This is a genomic window from Streptomyces sp. NPDC017520 (genome assembly GCF_044329855.1).
Classification (GTDB): domain Bacteria; phylum Actinomycetota; class Actinomycetes; order Streptomycetales; family Streptomycetaceae; genus Streptomyces.
In genome coordinates this window covers 338,928-357,413 of the sequence record NZ_JBIRKB010000005.1, presented here as the reverse complement: position 1 = coordinate 357,413, position 18,486 = coordinate 338,928, and the positions used below count along the sequence as shown (strand labels likewise).

Annotated in this window: 13 protein-coding genes and 1 riboswitch; of the genes, 6 read left to right on the top strand and 7 right to left on the bottom strand. The window is 72.0% G+C overall.

What is annotated here, in order from left to right:
- Window positions 1–100 precede the first annotated feature (100 nt).
- The 3 genes from ACH4KB_RS14910 to ACH4KB_RS14900 are packed head-to-tail and all read right to left on the bottom strand — an operon-like array spanning window position 101 to window position 2,718.
- Entirely contained in the window at window positions 101–1,117 is a 1,017-nt protein-coding gene (locus tag ACH4KB_RS14910) for an NAD(P)/FAD-dependent oxidoreductase (protein WP_398066361.1), read from the bottom strand.
- On the bottom strand, window positions 1,114–1,650 hold the full coding sequence (locus ACH4KB_RS14905) for an isoprenylcysteine carboxyl methyltransferase family protein (RefSeq protein WP_398066360.1): 537 nt from the start codon (window positions 1,648–1,650) through the stop codon (window positions 1,114–1,116). Before ACH4KB_RS14905 ends, ACH4KB_RS14910 begins: the two co-directional genes overlap by 4 nt.
- A gap of 15 nt (window positions 1,651–1,665) precedes the next feature.
- A complete protein-coding gene (locus ACH4KB_RS14900; RefSeq protein ID WP_398066359.1) occupies window positions 1,666–2,718 on the bottom strand; it encodes a type III polyketide synthase in 1,053 nt (350 codons plus the stop codon).
- Between the two features lie 118 nt (window positions 2,719–2,836).
- Between ACH4KB_RS14900 and ACH4KB_RS14895 the strand changes: the two genes are divergently transcribed.
- The 4 genes from ACH4KB_RS14895 (at window position 2,837) to ACH4KB_RS14880 (ending at window position 8,551) form a co-directional block, all read left to right on the top strand.
- Window positions 2,837–3,760 (top strand): UbiA family prenyltransferase, encoded by a 924-nt coding sequence (locus ACH4KB_RS14895; RefSeq protein WP_398066358.1) that lies wholly within the window; start codon window positions 2,837–2,839, stop codon window positions 3,758–3,760.
- A gap of 164 nt (window positions 3,761–3,924) precedes the next feature.
- Window positions 3,925–6,876, top strand: coding sequence for a CARDB domain-containing protein (locus ACH4KB_RS14890; RefSeq protein WP_398066357.1), 2,952 nt, complete (start codon window positions 3,925–3,927; stop codon window positions 6,874–6,876).
- 116 nt (window positions 6,877–6,992) lie between these two features.
- Window positions 6,993–8,072: a dihydrodipicolinate reductase gene (locus ACH4KB_RS14885; protein WP_398066356.1), complete on the top strand. Its 1,080-nt coding sequence runs from the start codon at window positions 6,993–6,995 to the stop codon at window positions 8,070–8,072.
- Window positions 8,069–8,551 carry a carboxymuconolactone decarboxylase family protein gene (locus ACH4KB_RS14880; RefSeq protein ID WP_398066355.1) on the top strand — a complete coding sequence of 161 codons (483 nt, stop codon included), beginning with the start codon at window positions 8,069–8,071 and terminating at the stop codon, window positions 8,549–8,551. The genes ACH4KB_RS14885 and ACH4KB_RS14880 overlap by 4 nt, the downstream gene beginning before the upstream one ends.
- 89 nt (window positions 8,552–8,640) lie before the next feature.
- Here the strand turns inward: ACH4KB_RS14880 and ACH4KB_RS14875 are convergent, their stop codons facing one another.
- Entirely contained in the window at window positions 8,641–10,284 is a 1,644-nt protein-coding gene (locus ACH4KB_RS14875; RefSeq protein ID WP_398066354.1) for a GMC oxidoreductase, read from the bottom strand.
- 149 nt (window positions 10,285–10,433) lie between these two features.
- A complete protein-coding gene (locus tag ACH4KB_RS14870; protein ID WP_398066353.1) occupies window positions 10,434–11,276 on the bottom strand; it encodes a transglycosylase SLT domain-containing protein in 843 nt (280 codons plus the stop codon).
- A 5-nt stretch (window positions 11,277–11,281) separates the two neighbouring features.
- Window positions 11,282–11,469: riboswitch (cyclic di-AMP (ydaO/yuaA leader) on the bottom strand.
- A gap of 452 nt (window positions 11,470–11,921) precedes the next feature.
- On the opposite strand from ACH4KB_RS14870, the gene ACH4KB_RS14865 reads away from it, so the two are divergent.
- Window positions 11,922–13,313: an FAD-dependent oxidoreductase gene (locus ACH4KB_RS14865; RefSeq protein WP_398066352.1), complete on the top strand. Its 1,392-nt coding sequence runs from the start codon at window positions 11,922–11,924 to the stop codon at window positions 13,311–13,313.
- A 22-nt stretch (window positions 13,314–13,335) separates the two neighbouring features.
- On the opposite strand, the gene ACH4KB_RS14860 is transcribed toward ACH4KB_RS14865, so the two are convergent.
- On the bottom strand, window positions 13,336–15,885 hold the full coding sequence (locus tag ACH4KB_RS14860) for a SpoIIE family protein phosphatase (protein ID WP_398066351.1): 2,550 nt from the start codon (window positions 15,883–15,885) through the stop codon (window positions 13,336–13,338).
- Window positions 15,886–16,045: 160 nt separating this feature from the next.
- A complete protein-coding gene (locus tag ACH4KB_RS14855) occupies window positions 16,046–16,663 on the bottom strand; it encodes a hypothetical protein (protein WP_398066350.1) in 618 nt (205 codons plus the stop codon).
- A gap of 243 nt (window positions 16,664–16,906) precedes the next feature.
- Here ACH4KB_RS14855 and ACH4KB_RS14850 point away from each other — a divergent pair, with 243 nt between their 5' ends.
- Window positions 16,907–18,484 (top strand): helix-turn-helix domain-containing protein, encoded by a 1,578-nt coding sequence (locus ACH4KB_RS14850; RefSeq protein WP_398066349.1) that lies wholly within the window; start codon window positions 16,907–16,909, stop codon window positions 18,482–18,484.
- The last annotated feature ends 2 nt before the right edge of the window (window positions 18,485–18,486 follow it).

Below are 18,486 nucleotides of genomic sequence, written 5' to 3'. Positions count from 1 at the left end.
TGCGTCGGCCGGACGAACGCGGGCGTTCACCCGACCGACGTTATGCCGGAAGCCGGAGCCCCGCCATTCGAGCGACCGCCGCCCGCGCGGGCGGCCGGATTCACTGGAGAGCGTGGACCGCGGTGCGGAAGAGGACGGGCGCCCGGTGGGCGGCGGCGACGATCAGCCGGCCCGAGGACGGGTGGCCGGCGGCGCCCAACAGGGCCGCGGTGAGCAGGCGGTAGCGTCGCGTGACCCGCGCCCACCGCCGGGGGTAGTCCCCGGGCCGCCCGGCGGCCAGGCAGTCGACCGCGGCCGTCGCGGTGGCCACCGCCAGGGCGATGCCCTCCCCGGTCAGGGCGTCCACGTAGCCCGCGGCGTCGCCGACCAGCAGGACGCGCCCGGCCCTGGGGCCCTGTGCCCGTTGGCGCAGCGGCCCGGCCCCGCGTACGGGGGTGGCCCCCGGGCTGTCCGCGAGCCGGGCCGCGAGAGCGGGGAAGGCGGCCAGATGCCGGTCGTAGGGGCGGCGGTCGCGGCTCAGGACGGCCACCCCCACCAGCCGGTCGCCGACCGGGGTCACGTACGCCTCGCCGTGCCGGGACCAGTGCACCTCGACGTGGTCCGTCCACGGGGCGAGCGGGTAGTGGCGGCGCAGGCCGTAGCGTCCGGGCCCGGTGACGGGCCGGTCGAGGCCCAGGGTGCGGCGCAGCGGCGAGTGGAGCCCGTCGGCGGCGACGAGCCAGCGCGCGGTGAGTCCGGCGGCGGTGACGCGGTCCTCGTCCTGCCGGATCTCCCCCGCCTTCGCGGCGACGACGCGTACGCCGAGGGCGGCGGCCCGCTCGTGCAGGGCGGTGTGGAGTTCGGTGCGGCGGACGCCCGCGCCGGGGCCGCCCCGGAAGGCCGCCTCCGCGCTGCGCCGGCCGTCGGTGTAGCGGATGCCGCGCAGTTCGTGGCCGGTCACCCGTACGCCGAGGTCGCGCAGGGCGGCGACGCCGCCGGGCATGATGCCCTCGCCGCACGCCTTGTCCACAGGGGTGGTGCGCGGCTCGACCACCACCGCCTCCAGGCCCGCCGAAGCGGCCCGGATCGCGGCGGCCAGTCCGGCCGGGCCGCCGCCCACGACCAGGACGTCGATCACGCGGGTGCGTCCGCGGCCGGGAGGCGGGCGAGCGCCCCGTCCTCGCACCGGATCCGCACCACCATGAGCACGGCGTTGAGGGCGGTGAAGACGAGCGCGGTCACCCAGGCCCCGTGGACCAGGGGCAGCGCGAGGCCTTCGGCCGCGACGGCGACGTAGTTGGGGTGGCTCAGCCACCGGTAGGGGCCGCCGGTGACCCGGGGCAGGCCGGGGACCACGATGACCCGGGTGTTCCAGCGGGGGCCGAGGGTGCGGATGCACCACCAGCGCAGCACTTGCGAGGCCAGGACGACGGCGGCCATCGTCCAGCCGAGTACGCCCGGGAAAGGGCGTTCGGCGAACCGGGCCTCCGCCAGGCAGCCGAGCAGGAGTGCGGTGTGCAGGGCGACCATCGCGGGATAGTGCCCGCGGCCCGATTCGACGCCGCCCCGGGCGAGGCTCCAGCGGGTGTTGCGGCGGGCCACGACGAGTTCGGCGAGGCGCTCGGCCGCGACGGCCAGCACCAGGAGGGTGTACCAGGTGGTCGAGGTCATGAGGGTCTCTCCTTCCTACCAGCGCAGCAGCACCAGTTCGCAGCAGAATCCCGGGCCCATGGCCAGCAGCAGACCGGGGGTGCCCGGCTCGGGGCGGCGCTGCTCGATGGTGTCCCGCAGGACGTGCAGGACCGAGGACGAGGACAGGTTGCCGACGTCGGCCAGCGAGCGCCAGGTGACGTCGAGCGCGCCGTCGGGCAGATCGAGGACCTCGGCGACGGTCTCCAGCACCTTGGGGCCGCCCGGGTGGCACACCCAGTGGGCGACGTCCTTCGGCTTGAGTCCGTGCTCGTCGAGGAACTCCCGTACGTCGTCGGCGAGATAGCGGCGGACGACGTCGGGCACCGCCGGGTCGAGGACCACCGTGAAGCCGGTGCCGCCGATGTCCCAGCCCATGACGTGCTCGGTGTCCGGGTACATCCGGCTGCGGGTGGCCACGATCTCGGGGCCGGAGACGGCGCGGCGGGCGCCGAGGGCGACCACGGCGGCCGCTCCGTCGCCGAACAGCGCGGTCGCCACCAGGTTGGCGGGCGACGTGTCGTGGCGCTGGAAGGTGAGGGAGCAGAGCTCGACCGAAAGGAGCACGGCAACGTCGTCGGGGCGGCCGAGGAGGTAGTCGTGCAGGCGGGCCGTCCCGGCTGCTCCGGCGACGCAGCCGAGGCCGAAGACGGGCAGCCGTTTGACGTCCGACCGCATCCCCAGGCGGGTCACGAGCCGGGCGTCGACGGAGGGGGCGGCGATGCCGGTGACCGAGGTGAACATCAGCAGGTCCACATCGGTGGGCCGCAGCCCCGCCGCCCGCAGCGCACCGCGTACGGCCTGGGCGCCGAGGTCCACGGCGGACCGGATGAACACGTCGTTGGACGCGCCGAAGCCGTCGAGGTCGCGGTAGCCGTCCAGGGGCAGCACGGTGTGCCGGGTGCGGACCCGGGCGTTCTCGTGGAGCCGGTCCAGGACACGGCGGTCGGCGCCGGGCGGCAGGCAGGTGCGGGCCACCATGTCGGTGACCTCGCGCTGGGTGTGGCGGTGGGGCGGCAGGGCCCCGTGAACCGCGGCGATGCGGGTCATTCTGCCTCCTGGTTCGGTGGCGTCATGGCCCCATCCTGCCCACAAGGTGCGAGGGAATGGCGTAAAAGACCCGCCCGGTCGCCGCATTGACGGGGCGCCAGGCCCCTACGATCGCCCGATGGACGCCACGGACAGGGGGAGCCGGGCCGGAACGGATCCGGCCGACGCCGAGCCGGTCGGGGCGGGGCCGGCCGCAACGGCCTCCTCCGGCCCGGGGCGACACGGCCGGGTCGTGGGGCTCGCGCTCGCGTGCCACCCGGGACCGGCGCTCGCGGTGACCGCCCTCGCGTGCGCCCTCGCCCTCGGTTCCGGTCTCGGCGGTCCCCGCTCCGCGCTGGTCACGGTGGCGGTGCTGACCGGCCAGCTCTCGGTGGGCTGGTGCAACGACGCGTACGACGCGCGGCGTGACGCCGATGCCGGCCGCCCGGGGAAGCCCGCGGCCGACGGCACCGTCGGGGCGCGTGCGGTGGGGGCGGCGGCGGCGGTCGCGCTCGCCCTGTGCGTACCGCTCTCGCTGGCCTGCGGGGCCCTCGCGGGCACGGTGCACCTCGCCGCGGTAACCGCCGCCTGGCTCTACAACCTGCGGCTCAAGGCGACCGCCCTGTCCTGGCTCCCGTACGTGGCCGGATTCGGTGCCCTGCCCGCCGTCGTCACCCTCTCCCTGCCCGGCGGGCCGTGGCCCCGGTGGTGGACGGTGACGGCCGGGGCCCTGCTCGGGTTCGCGGCCCATCTGGCCGACACCCTCCCGGACATCGCGGCGGACCGGGCGGCCGGGATCCGGGGCCTCCCGCACCGGCTGGGCGAGCGGAGCACCCGGCTGCTGCTGCCGGTACCGCTCCTCGGCGCCACGGCCGTGCTGGCGTTCGGCCCGCCGGGACCGGTGGACGCAGCGGGTGCGGCGGCACTCGTCCTGGCCGGTGCGGCGTCGCTCGCGGGCCCGGCTCTCGGCCGCCGGTGGCGCAAGGCCGCCCTGGCCGGAGCGGTGGCCGTGGCCGCGGTGGATCTGACGCTGCTGCTGGCCCGGGGTGCCGCCGGGGCCTGAACGAGCCCACCCGATCACCGATCTGACAAGGCGTCAGCAGAGACGCCCGAATGACGTGACCATGCGAAGACCGTTGACAAATCAGAAACAGGGCAGAAATCTGTGAACCTCTCACCGCAAAAGATTGACTTGTTGGCTCAAATATTGTGGAAACAGAGGACATCATGAGATGGAAACGACTCACCGGACAGTCGATCACCGGGCTGCTGATAGCCGGCATGGTCTCGGTCGGGCTCCTGCCCGTCGCCGCGAGCGCGGCTGAGGCCACCGATCTGGCCCGGGGCAAGCCCGTCGTCGCCAGCGGATCGCACGGCGGGTACCCGGCCGCCAACGCCAACGACGGCAAGGTCAACAGCTACTGGGAGTCGAACGGACTGCCGGCCGACCTCACGGTGAAGCTCGGCGCCGACGCGGACCTCCAGTCCGTGGTGGTCAAGCTCAACCCCGACCCGATCTGGGGCAGCCGGACCCAGGACATCCAGGTCCTCGGCCGGGCCCAGGACGGCACCGCGTTCACCTCGCTCCGGGCCCGCGCCGGCTACGCGTTCAACCCGTCCGGCAACCAGAACACGGTGACGATCCCGGTGGCCGGCCGGGCCGCCGACCTCCAGCTCAAGTTCTTCACCAACACCGGGGCGCCCGGCGCGCAGATCGCCGAGGTCCAGGTCCTGGGGACGGCCGCGCCCAACCCGGACCTGACGGTGAGCGCGCTGTCCTGGAGCCCGTCGTCCCCGTCCGAGACGGACGACATCACCGTCCAGGGGACCGTCCGCAACGCCGGGTCGGCGGCCTCCCCCGCGACGACCGTCAACGTGAGCCTGGGCGGCGTGGTCGTGGGCAGCGCGCCGGTCGGCCCGCTCGCCGCGGGAGCCTCGGCCCCGGTCTCGGTCGCGGTCGGCAAGCGGCCGCAGGGCTCGTACGCCGTCTCGGCGCTGGTGGACCCGACCGACACGGTCGTCGAGTCGGACAACGCCAACAACAGCCGTGCCACCGCCTCCCCGCTGGTGGTCGGGCAGAGCCCCGGCCCCGACCTGGAGGTCCGCTCCATCTCCTCCAGCCCGGCCAACCCGGCCGTCGGCGCGGCGGTCACCTTCACCGTGGCGGTGCACAACCGCGGCACCAGCGCGGTGAGCGCGGGCACGGTCACCCGTCTGACCGTCGGCTCCACGACGCTCAACGGCACCACACCGGCCATCGCGGCGGGCGCGACCGCGAACGTCAAGGTCAGCGGCAGCTGGAGGGCGGAGAGCGGCGGCGCGACGCTGACCGCCACCGCGGACGCCACGAACCAGGTCACGGAGACCAGCGAGACCAACAACACCTTCGCCCGCTCCATCGTGGTCGGTCGCGGCGCGGCCGTTCCGTACACCGAGCTGGAGGCCGAGAACGCCGCCTACCGGGGCACGCTGCTGAAGTCGGACGCCGAGCGCACCTTCGGTCACACCAACTTCGCCACCGAGTCCTCAGGACGCGAGTCGGTACGGCTCGACGCGACGGGTGAGTTCGTGGAGTTCACCTCGACCGCCCCGTCGAACTCGGTCGTCGTGCGCAACTCCATCCCGGACGCGCCGGGCGGTGGCGGCCGCGAGGCGACCATCAGCCTGTACGCCGACGGTCAGTTCGTCCGCAAGGTCGACCTCTCCTCGAAGCACAGCTGGCTGTACGGGAACACCGACAGCCCCGAAGGACTCACCAACACCCCCGGCGGCGACGCGCGGCGGCTGTTCGACGAGTCGCACGCCCTGCTCACGCAGACCTATCCGGCGGGCACGAAGTTCCGGCTCCAGCGTGACGCGAGCGACAACGCCTCCTTCTACATCATCGACCTGATCGACCTGGAGCAGGTGGCGGCGCCCTCGTCCCAGCCCTCGGGCTGCGTGTCCATCACGACGTACGGCGCGGTGGCGAACGACGGGATCGACGACACGGCGGCGATCCAGCGCGCGGTGACGGCGAACCAGGACGGCGCGATCGACTGTGTGTGGATCCCGGCCGGCCAGTGGCGTCAGGAGCAGAAGATCCTCACCGACGACCCGCTCGACCGGGGGCAGTTCAACCAGGTCGGCATCCGTGATGTGACGATCCGGGGCGCGGGCATGTGGCACTCACAGCTCTACACCCTCACCCCGCCGCACGAGGCGGGCGGTATCAACCACCCGCACGAGGGCAACTTCGGTTTCGACATCGACGAGAACACGCAAATCTCCGACATCGCCATCTTCGGCTCCGGCACCATTCGCGGCGGCGACGGCAACCACGAGGGCGGGGTCGCGCTGAACGGCCGGTTCGGCAAGAACACGAAGATCAGCAACGTCTGGATCGAGCACGCCAACGTGGGCGTCTGGGCCGGTCGCGACTTCACCAACATCCCGGAGCTGTGGAACCCGGGCGACGGCGTCGAGTTCACCGGCATGCGGGTCCGCAACACGTACGCCGACGGCATCAACTTCGCCAACGGCACCCGCAACTCCACGGTCTACAACTCGTCGTTCCGCAACACCGGCGACGACGCGCTGGCGGTCTGGTCCAGCAAGTACGTCAAGGACCAGTCCGTCGACATCGGCCACGACAACAGCTTCCGCAACAACACCATCCAGCTCCCCTGGCGCGCCAACGGCATCGCGATCTACGGGGGTTACGACAACAAGATCGAGAACAACCTGATCTCCGACACGATGAACTACCCGGCCATCATGCTGGCGACCGACCACGATCCGCTGCCCTTCTCCGGGCAGACACTGATCGCCAACAACGGTCTGTACCGCACCGGCGGAGCCTTCTGGAACGAGGACCAGGAGTTCGGCGCGATCACCCTCTTCCCGCAGAACCTGCCGATCCCCGGGGTCACGATCCGCGACACGGACATCATCGACTCCACCTATGACGGCATCCAGTTCAAGACGGGCGGCGGCCTGATGCGGGACGTCACGATCGAGAACGTCCGGATCGACAAGTCGAACAACGGATCCGGCATCCTGGCGATGGGCGGCGCGCGCGGCAACGCGACGCTCAGAGACGTGACGATCACCGACTCGCGCGACGGCCACGTACTCATCGAGCCCGGCTCGCAGTTCACGGTCTCCGGCGCCCCGAACGGCGCACGGGCCAAGCGGTAGCACTCGCGTTCCCGGGCCGGCGAATCGCCCTCGGCCCGGGAACGCCCCTTTCGAACCGGCGAATTGGGTCCCGCACGGCTCTGGGAAGTGCAGGGGCCCGGGGCTACCCTCCGCGCATGATTCCCACGGTTGTCTGGGGTACCGGCAACGTCGGCCGCGCGGCGATCCGCGCCGTCGAAGCCCATCCGGCACTGACACTCGCCGCCGTCCTCGTGCACGATCCCGCCAAGGCCGGCCGCGACGCGGGCGCGCTCGGCGGGGTCGGGCGCACGCTCGGGGTCGCGGCCACCGACGACATCGCCGCCGTCCTGGCCGCCCGCCCCCGGGCAGTGGTCTACGCGGCGTCCGGCGACATCCGCCCCGACGACGCACTCGCCGACATCGGCCGGGCGATCCGGTCCGGCGCGGTGGTCGTCACGCCCTCCCTCTATCCGCTCTACGATCAGCGCAACGCCCCGCCGGAGCTGCGGGACCCGGTCCTGGCCGCCATCGCCGACGGGGGCGGTTCGCTCTTCGTCTCCGGAGTCGACCCCGGCTGGGGCAATGACGTCCTGCCCCTGCTGGTCAGCGGGCTCGGTACCGAGGTGGACGTCATCCGCTGCCAGGAGATCTTCGACTACTCCACGTACGAGCAGGAGGAGTCGGTGCGCCATCTGATCGGCATGGGGCACCCGATGGACTACGAGCCGCTGATGCTGGCGGAGAGCGTTCCGACGATGGTGTGGGGCGGTCAGATACGGCTCATGGCGCGGGCGCTGGACGTCGAGCTGGACGGGATCCGCGAGACCATGGACCGCCGGGCGCTGGAGAGAGCGGTCCGCACGCGCACGATGGGCGAGTTCGCGGCGGGCACGCAGGGCGCGGTGCGCTTCGAGGTGCAGGGCATCGTGGACGGCGTGCCGCGCATCGTCATCGAGCACATCACCCGGATCCACGCCTCGTGTGCCCCGGACTGGCCGTCCCCGCCCGACGGGGTGGGCGCGCACCGGGTGGTGATCGAGGGCCGTCCCCGTATCGAGGTGACGGTCGAGGCCTCCGACGAGGACGAGAACCGGTCGGCGGGCGGGAACGCCACCGCGGTCGGGCGGCTCGTCTCCGCCATCGACTGGCTGGTGGACGCGGAGCCGGGCCTGTACGACGCACTGGACGTTCCGCTGCGGCCTGCCGTCGGCAGGCTGGGAAGGAGACCGGCATGATCATCGACATCCCGGAGGGCCAGGAGCCCATCGGTTATGTGTGGGGGGAGATGGTTCCCGGCATCGGCATGGCCGCCGCCGCCTTCTCGATGTCCGTGTACGAGCACTCGACGCTGGGGCTCCGGGAGTTCGAGGCGGCCAGGCTGCGGGTCGCGCAGATCAACGGGTGCCTGTTCTGCCTGGATTGGCGGACCGAGCGGGACGGGGCGAAGGTCGAGGAGGAGTTCGCCGGGGCGGTGACCGAGTGGCGTACGACCGGCGCCTTCGACGAGCGCACCCGGCTGGCGGCGGAGTACGCCGAGCGGTACACGCTCGACCACCACGGTCTGGACGACGCCTTCTGGAAGCGGATGGCCGCGCACTACGGCCAGGCGGAGATCGTGGAACTGACGATGAGCATCGGCTCGTGGCTGGCGTTCGGGCGGCTCAACCATGTGCTGGGGATCGACGCGGTGTGCGTTCTGCCCGGTCACGGGTGAGCGCGGGCGCCTCCTGACGGAGTCCGGGGCCGCCGGGTTGGCACTCCCGGCCCCGGGCTCTTCGTCGCTCCCCGCGTCCTCCGGGGCGCCTACAGGTCGGTCGCGATGATCCGTTCGATGTTGCGCTCGGCGAGCGCGGTGATGGTGACGAACGGGTTCACGCTGGTGTTGCCGGGGATCAGCGCGCCGTCGATGACGTACAGGCCCGGGTAGCCGTGCAGCCGGCCGTAGTTGTCGGTGGCCTTGTCCAGGACCGCGCCGCCCAGCGGGTGGTACGTGAGGTGGTCGCCCCAGATCTTGTGGACGCCGAAGAGGTCCGTGCGGTAGATCGTCCCCTCCTTCTGGTTGATCTTGTCGAAGATGGTCTTCGCGGCGTCGATGGAGGGCTGCTTCCACGCCGTCTGCCAGTTCAGCTCGGCTTTCCCCGTCGCGGCGTTCCAGGTGAACCGGGCCCGGTGCGGGTTCTTGGTGATGGAGAGGTAGAACGAGGCCCACGTCTCGATCCCGGTGGGCAGCGGCGCGACTTCGGCGAAGGCCCCGCCGGCGTCCCAGTTGTCGATGCCGCCGGTGGGGATCGACGACTGCACCTTCCCGGTCGGGTCCCAGAGGTGGTTGGCCCGGCCGCACATGACGTTGCCGTTGTCGCCCCAGCCCTTGCCGACCTCGTCGTTGAGGAGGGGCAGCGCACCGGTGGCCTTGAGGCCGACGAGCAGCTTGCTGGTGCCCACGCTGCCCGCGGCGAAGAAGACCTTGTCCGCCGTGACGGTCTTGGTGGCGGTCGTCCGGCCGACGGTGTCCAGCTGGTCGATGAGCACCGTGTAGCCGCCGCCCGGGGCCGGGGTGACCGTGGTGACCTGGTGGAGCGGGGAGATGGTGACCCGGCCGGTGGCCCTGATCCGGTCGATGTAGGTCTTCTGGAGCGATTTCTTGCCGTAGTTGTTGCCGTAGAGGATCTCGGCGTCCAGGGCCGACCTGGGGACGGTCCCGGCCGCCTCCTGCTTCATGTAGTCCCAGTCGTAGACGGCGGGAACGAAGAGGAACGGGAAGCCGGAGCGCTGGGCGTGTTTCCGGCCGACCCGGGCGTACTGGTAGCAGTCGACGCTGTCGAACCAGGCGGGGTCGATGGTGGTGACGCCCAGTCCGCTGTTGGCGCGCGGGTAGTAGGTGCGGTACATCTCCCCGGCGTTCACCGAGGGGAGGATCGCGCCGAAGTTCTCCCGGCGCGGGGTGACGGCCATACCGCCGTTGACCAGGGACCCGCCGCCGACACCGCGGCCCTGGTAGACGGTGATGCCGGCGAACTCCTCGGCGTCCAGGATGCCGGTGTAGCGGTTGACGTCCTTGTCGATGGGGAAGCCGAGGAAGTTGCTCAGCGGCTGCTTGGTCCTGGTCCGCAGCCAGAAGGAGCGGTCGTCGGGTCTGGTGGTGTTGGCGAAGATCTTGCCGTCCGCACCCGGCGTGTCCCAGGCCATGCCCATCTCGACCATATGGACGTCGACGCCGGCCTGGGCGAGCCGGAGGGCCGCCACGGAGCCGCCGTATCCGGTGCCGACGACCAGCACCGGCACCCGGGCCCCGGAGCCGATCGGCGCTGCTGCCGTCCGGACGCCCGCCCACGCCGGTGCGGAGTGCCCGGCGATAGCCGCAGCCCCCAGGAGAGAACCTGTTCCAGCGATGAATCTTCGACGCGAGACACCCTTGGTCTCGCCATCCCGCATGGTGGTGTCGCTCATGTGACATACCTCACTCTCGACAGAGTGCAACAGGTTCTACTGTCGATCGCCTGGCAAGTCACTAGAAACTTGGGGGTAACTTCCCGGTACGCGCATGGGGCCCCGGACCAAGATGAGGTCCGGGGCCCCTCGGGCTCGGGCGCGGAGGATCAGTAGGCGCCGAAGACGTTGTCGATCGAGCCGTAGCGGTCCGCCGCGTAGTTGCACGCGGCCGTGATGTTGGCGACCGGGTCGTAGCTGTCGGTCGAGGTGCCGGGCACGTGGTAGGCCTGGAAGGTCGGGTCGATGACCTGGAGCAGCCCCTTGGACGGGGTGCCCTTGACCGCGTTGGAGTCCCAGTTGTTGATCGCGGCCGGGTTGCCCGAGGACTCGCGCATGATGTTGCGGTGGATGCCCTCGTAGGTGCCGGGGATGCCCTGCTCGGCCATGACCGCCAGCGACTCCTTGATCCAGCCGTCGAGGTCGTTCGTGTACGTGACGGCCTTCTCGGCGGCCGGAGCGGCCTTTGCCGCGGGAGTGGCGTTGACACGCTCCGAACGGTCGGCACGGTCCGCCTCGGCACCACGCACGGCGGACGGGGAAGCCTCGGCGGCCTTGTCCGCCTTACCACCCGAAGGGGCCTCGGCCTTGGTTCCGAGGGTCAGCTTGATACCCGGGTGAATAAGATCGGGATTCTCTCCGATGATCTTCCGGTTGCCTTCGTACAGCTTCTCCCAGCCGCCGCTCACGGAATATTCGCGGGCGATCTTGGAAAGCGTCTCACCGGCCGCCACGGAATGCTCGGCGGGCGCGGCCCGCACGGCGGAATTCACCTGGGGAATCGAGGCGGGCGCCACGGCCTGCTGCGGCGCGGTGGCGGGCACGGGGGCCGCGAAGGCGCTGGTGGCACCTATCACGGGGAGGGCGAGGACGGCTCCACCTGTAGTCACGGCTGCAAGGCCGCGGCGCAGCGAGGTGGAACGGGAACGACGGTGCTTACCCTGTGCGGGCATGGGGGATTTCCTCTCCGGCGCCTGCGGGGTGAGCTGTCGGGTTCAGACGGGAGATGTCTGGCCGCACGCTCGTGCGGCTTCACCCCAAGCCGTTCCGGTTACGGATCGGCGACTTACCTGGGTCCCCCGCTCCTGCCGTACTCGAGTGGGTTTCGGATTCCCGGACGGCGGCAGGATTCGGCGTTCCATCCGGATTGACGGTGACCGTAGGCGAGAAACGCCGAACAGAACAAGCCCCGCATTCCGGATTCCCTTTTCCACGCAAGATCGAAAGACGGAATCGCCGGATCGGGTCACTCCGTCACGTCGTCAACTTTCTTCGCACAGAAGGGAACCGAAGCTTCCACTTCCGCGTCCGCCCTCGCGGACGTGACGCTCACCACTCCCTCGCGGTGATGGCGAAAACGAGCCCAAGCAAATACCCCAGAAGCGCCAGTAAGCCTTTTATTGAGCAGAATGCCCAAAAGAAGCGAATCGCCCATATCGGCACAGAAAAACGGGCCAATCGGACACTCTAGGCGGGGCCGGTCGAACAGCCCTCGGGGCGATCGCTTACGGTGTGCGGTGGAGACTAGTAAGCCAACCCTTACCTCCGACGTACGCTGTACCTGCCCGCGTTCGCCCGCCCCGAAGGATCACCACGCCATGACACGCCCCGTCCGCGTCGCCATTGTCGGAGCCGGCCCCGCCGGTATCTACGCTGCGGACGCGCTGCTCAAATCCGAGGTCTGCCAGGACCCGGGGGTCTCCATCGACCTCTTCGAGCGCATGCCCGCGCCCTTCGGCCTCATCCGCTATGGCGTGGCCCCCGACCACCCGCGGATCAAGGGCATCGTCAAGGCCCTGCACCAGGTGCTGGACAAGCCCCAGATCCGGCTCTTCGGGAACGTCAGCTACCCGCACGACATCGGCCTGGACGACCTGCGGTCGTTCTACGACGCGGTGATCTTCTCCACCGGCGCCGAGGCCGACCGGGCGCTCGACGTCCCCGGCATCCAGCTGGACGGCTCCTACGGCGCGGCCGAGTTCGTCTCCTGGTACGACGGGCACCCCGAGGTCCCGCGCACCTGGCCGCTCGCCGCGGAGAAGGTCGCCGTGCTCGGCGTCGGGAACGTGGCCCTGGACGTGGCCCGCGTCCTGGCCAAGACGGCGGACGAGCTGCTGCCCACCGAGATCCCGGACAACGTGTACCAGGGCCTCAAGGAGAACAAGGCGCTGGAGGTGCACGTCTTCGGGCGGCGTGGCCCCGCACAGGCCAAGTTCAGCCCGATGGAGCTGCGGGAGCTGGACCACTCCCCCAACATCGAGGTCATCGTCAACCCCGAGGACATCGAGTACGACGAGGGCTCCATCGCGACCCGCCGGGAGAACAAGCAGGCCAACATGGTCGCGCAGACCCTGGAGAACTGGGCGATCCGCGATGTCGGCGACCGCCCGCACAAGCTGTTCCTGCACTTCTTCGAGTCCCCGGTCGAGATCCTCGGCGAGGACGGCAAGGTCGTGGCGCTGCGCACCGAGCGCACCGAGCTGGACGGCACCGGCAACGTCCGGGGCACCGGCCGGTTCACGGACTGGGACATGCAGAGCGTCTACCGGGCCGTCGGCTACTACTCGGAGGAGCTGCCCAAGCTCCCCTTCGACGTGGCCTCCGGCACCGTGCCGCACGAGGCGGGACGCGTCATCTCCGGCGACGAGCACATGGCCTCGGTCTACGTCACGGGCTGGATCAAGCGCGGTCCGATCGGTCTGATCGGACACACCAAGGGCGACGCGAACGAGACGGTCGCCTGCGTCCTGGAAGACCGGGCGGCCGGCCGGCTGCCGGAGCCGGCCACGCCCGCTCCGGAGGCCGTCGAGGCCTTCCTGGCGGACCGCGGCGTGCGCTACACGACCTGGGAGGGCTGGCACAAGCTGGACGCCCACGAGCAGGCTCTGGGCGCGGCCCAGGGCCGTGAGCGGATCAAGGTCGTGGAGCGCGAGGGGATGCTGGAGGCCTCCGGCGCCTTCGCGCCGGCGGAGCCGCCGGCCGACGTCTGATCAACGCCTCGGCGGCGCCTGATCAGCAGGACGTCTCTCCGGAGGCCGGATCCGGTGCGCCTGCCGTGCGCCCCGGGTCCGGCCTCCTGAACGTGCGCCACAGGTCGGGGCCGGGCGCCCGGTCCTCCCGCGGCCGGCGGACCTCCGGGGCCCCGGCCCACCGGGCGGCGAGCAGCAGCGCGATGTCGTCGGGGCGGTCGACGGCCGCCCTGGCCTCTCCGATGACCTGGTCGGCCGTCTCGGCCAGGGGGACCGCGCCGATGCGTTCGACGGTGGCGCGCAGCCGCTCGATCCCCTCGTCGATGTCGGTCCCGGGGCGCTCGATCAGCCCGTCCGTGAACAGGGCGAGCATCGCGCCCGGTTCGAGGCGCATCTCGGTGACCGGATAGGCCGCCTGCCCGTCGATCCCGAGCACGATGCCGCCGGGCAGGTCCAGCACTTCCGTCCGGCCGTCCGCCCGACGCAGCACGGGCTGCGGATGCCCCGCCCGTACGGCGCGGGCCACTCCGGTCACCGGGTCCAGCGCGATGTAGCAGCAGCTCGCGAACTGTCCCGGGTCGAGGTCGATGAGCAGCCGGTTCGTCCCGCTCATCACCTCCTGCGGATCGTGATTGCTCAGCGCGAACGCTCTTACCGCACTGCGCAGTTGCCCCATGGTCGCGGCGGCCGAGACACCGTGTCCCTGTACGTCGCCGATGATCAGGGCGAGTTCGTGGCCGGTCTCGATGACGTCGTACCAGTCGCCGCCCACGTCCATGCCCTGGGTGCCGGAGAGGTAGCGCCCCAGGGTGTCCACCCCGTCCACCTCGGGCAGCCGGTGCGGCAGCAGGGCGTTCTGGAGTCCGCGGGCGAGGGCCGACTCGCTGTCGTAGCGCCGGGCGCGCTTCAGGGCCTGGGCGATGAGTCCGGCCAGTGCCGTCAGGACCGTGCGTTCCTCCGGGCTGAAGCCGCGAGGGCGGTCGAACCCGAGGATGCAGGAGCCGACGGGCCGCCCCGAGGCGATCAGCGGCAGGAACGCGCGGGCCCCGACGTCCGCGTCGATCGGAATGCCCGGATAGGCCTCGGCCAAGCGCTGCATGGACTCGAAGAACATCGGGCGGCCCGTGGTCAGGGTCTCCACCCCGGGAATGCTGACGTCGAGCTCGACCCCTTCGAAACGGTCGAGGAAACCCTTCGGGAACCCCGTCTCGAAGGCCAGATGGAGATGGCCCTCGTCCAGCAGATAGATGGCGAGCCGGCGGCCGCCGAACGCGGGCAGCAGCTCCTCCGTGACCACCTCGGAGACCTGACGTGCCGTGACCGCCTCGGTGAGCGCGATGGCGAGGGCCACCGGCCGGTAGAGCGCCGAGGAGCGGTCTGCGGTAGAGCCGATGCCGAGACCTGGCGCGGTGACCGAGCCCGGTGCGTAGTCCGGCCGGTCGGTCTCCTGGAGAACGACGCTCACCCCGTCGTGGCCCGGGTACAGGGACACCGACAGCCAGCGCGAGGGCGGGCGGCGGGCGCGGAAGTGGACGGGCTCGTCGGCCATCAGGGCGGCCCGGTAGTGGTCCTCGTACGCCTCGTGCCCGAACCACGGCAGGGCCTGCCACACGACGTGGCCCACGAGCTCCTCCCTGGAATGGCCGAGCAGCTCCTCGGCGAGGCCGTTCGCGTAGGTGATCCGGCCCAGCCGGTCGAGGGAGAGGATGCCGCGCGGCAGCCGGTCGGCGGCCTCCGCCACGACGGGTCCCGCGCCGAGGTCGACCAGGAAGCCGCTCAGACGGCCGGCGGACACATCGCCGTCCGGGTGCGTCCAGCGGCCGGACAGTTCCAGCAGGTGGGACCGGCCGTCAGGGCCACGCAACCGCATCCGCCGGACGACCGGTTCGGCCGATTCCACCGTCTGGCGGGCCAGCGCCCACAGACCGTACACGTCCTCCGGGACGAGCCGTTCGGCGAGCGCATCGACGGCTCCCGGGAAGGCGGCGGGCTCGAAACCGAGGATCGCGCAGAGCTCGTCGTCGGCGGCGACCTGCCCGGAGTGCAGGTCCCAGTCGAAGCGGCCGACGCGGACCGGGGGCGTGGTGGCGGCGGGCAGTTGCACGGGGACCGGCTCGGTCTCCCATACGCAGTCGACGCCCCGTTGGTCCAGATCGGTGAGCGCGTCACCGAGCCGGTGGCCCAGGCGGTGCAGCCGGTCGCCGTCGGCGGGGGCGACGGGCCGACCCGGTGTGGAGGCCCGCAGGATCGCCAGCACACCCAGGCTCCCCCGGGGTCCGGTGATCGGCACCCACAGCGAACCGAACGGAAACGGCAGTCCGGCCATCAGCTGCGGGAACCGGCGCATCGCCTCCTCCGCGTCGGAGAGGAGCACGGGTCGGCCCGTACGATAGGCCTCGGACAGCGGGAAGGGCCGGTTCACCTGCATCCGCCACCAGGGCCGGAACAGCGGACCCGGCAGACCGGCCAGCACGGCGAGCCGCAGGAGCCCGGGCGTCCGGCTGCGGAGGTAGACCCCGCCCGCGTGGCCGTCGCTCGACTCGACGGCGCTGACGAGGGCCTGCGCGAGTACGAGGGACAGTTCGTCGGGCACTCGGCCACCCTCGTGTCCCCCGGCCGCGGCCCCGTTTCCGGCGGGCGGGGGATGCCGGGGCGTTCCGTGCCGGGTCACACAGCCAGCATGCTCCCGGTGCCGGGTGCCCCGCACCTCCGGCGACCGGCCACCCCCCGACGGCCGGTCGCCGGACGTGGCCTCAGTACAGCTTGGCGACGGCGGTGCGCGTCGTGTTCCTGAAGCCCTCCAGCGGTGCGCCGTCGAGTTCGCCCAGCTGTCCCCACTCGACGACGGTCACGGCCCTGCCGTCGCGGCCCACGGAGTAGAGCCCGATGTCGGTGGAGCCGACCTCCGGGTAGGACGTGTCGATGCTGTAGACGTGCGCGCCCTCCTCGATGTCGACGTGGCCGTGGTAGAACGCCTCCCCCTCCAGGCCGGGGTCCTGCTCCTTCAGCCGGTCGAGGCAGCTCTCCAGGGCGCCGCGCAGCTCGGCGGCGAGCGCCTTGGCCCGAGCGGTGGTGGTGGCGACCGTGATGGTCTGGCGGGCAGTGGTGTCCAGTTCGGTGCGGAAGTCCCGGTGGCGGGTGCCGGCGGCCGGGGCGATGCCGGCGGTGCACACCGACCCTTCCGCGGGTACTCCCTGGCGTACGGGACCGGCCGTCCAGGGTGTGGTGGAGGCGGGCAGCCGGCCCGCGCTCAGGAACTTCGGCTGGACGGGAGCGGGGGCCGGCGCCGCGGCGGCGGGCACCTGGGCCAGTGCGGAGACGGCCAGGCCCGTGGCCGCGGCGGTCAGCAGTGCGGTGCGAAGGGTGCGCATGGTGAGGTTCCCCGTTTCGGATGGTGCGGTCAGGTGGTCGTACAGCCGTCGCGCCGAGAGGTGCGGAGCCCGCTGAGGGGCCCTGCGACGGAGGTACGGGAACGAGCACCAGCCTGGGCCGCCGCCCAGGACGCCGACAAGCGCAACACGGGTTCCCGCCGGGCTGGAACCGTCCCACCCCTGGTGACGTGGGTGTTCTCGGGGGGCTGGAACGCCCTGGTACGGCTGCGGGGGAGGTCGAGCGTGTCGGGTGACGCCGAGGGGGCCGCGCGGGCGGTGCTGGCGGAACGGCTGAACGCGCTGCGGGAGCGGTCGGGCCGGACGTACGCGTCGCTGGCCCGCCGGATCGGGGTCAGCGGCTCGACGCTGCACCGGTACTGCACGGGGCGGACGGTGCCCGTGGAGTTCGCCCCCGTGGAGCGGCTGGCCCGCTTGTGCGGCGCACCGGCCGGGGAGCGGGAGGCACTGCACCGTCTGTGGATCCTGGCGGACCGCGAACGCCTCGATCGCCAGGGGACGGCGGAAGGGAGGCCGGAGGAGAAGGCCGGCGCCGAGGCCGAGACCGAAGCCGCGACCGACGCTGAGGCAGAGGCGGATGCTGTGGCGGAAGTGGCGGAAGTGGCGGAAGTGGCGCCGGTGGAGGGATCGGCCAGGGAGACGGTGTCGCCCGGGCGGTGGCCGGCGCTGCCCCACGCCGCCGGAGCCGGGCCGTCCGGCAGGGCCGTGTCCGGGCCGCCGCCGTCCGCGGCCCACGAGCCGTCCGGCCACACCGGTCCTCGCCCGGGGCCGGCTTCCGTCGCCGGGAAGGCGGCCACGACCGGCGGGTTTCCCCGGGGGCCGGTGTCCTGGGCGCGTCGAGCACGCCGGTACGGGCAGGGGCTCGGGGTCCTCGCCGCCGCGGTGCTCACGCTCGCCCTGGTCGCGGCCTTGGGAGGGCCGTCGCTCCCGGACACGGACCGACGCCCCTCGGTGGCCCAGCGGCCGGGCGGGCCCCCGGCGGACAGCCCGGCGCCCTCGCCTTCCAGCTCCCTCACACCCGCGAAGCCGCGGGCATCGCCGACCGGGACCCCACGCGTAAGGCCCTCCGGCTCCACCCCGTCGGCGACCGTGCCGCCCGGCGTCGAGCAGCGCGGGGAGGCGCTCCCACGGGCGTCCGGGGGTTCACCGGGCCCGAAGGCCGGGCTTGTGCCGTTCACCTGGACCGCGGACGGTCACGTCTGGAAGAACGGCTGCGACCACTCCTACCTCGTCGACCGGGCGCCTGCCGCCGTCCCGCCGCCCCCGCTGGAGGCGGACGCGGCGTCCTGGGCCGGAGCGCTCGGCGCGGTGCACGCGGGCGAGGCCGGTGTCCGGATCACGTTGCAGGGCAAGGACGAGCGGACCGTGGTGCTGGAAGCCCTGCGGATCCGCGTGGTCGAGCGTCGTCCGCCGGCGGAGGGCCGGGTCTACCGGATGAGCTCCGGCTGCGGCGGTGCCCTCACCCCGAGGATGTTCGACGTGGATCTCGACGCGCCTCGCCCCGTCGCCCGCTCGGTCGCGGGCAACGACTCGGGCGAGCCCATCGAGGCGGTCGCCTTCCCGTACAGCGTCTCCGTCACCGATCCCGAGGTCCTCCTGATCACGGGTCGTACGGTCGGCTGCGACTGCGACTGGTTCGCGGAGCTGACCTGGAGCGCCGGCGGCCGGTCCGGCACGGTGCGCGTCGACGACGGCGGGCGGCCGTTCCGTACGAGCGGGGTGCGGGGGCGGCCGCTGCTCGACTACGACACGGGCACCGGCCGCTGGGTGCCCGTGCCGGACACCGGGGAGGCCGTGTCCTGAAG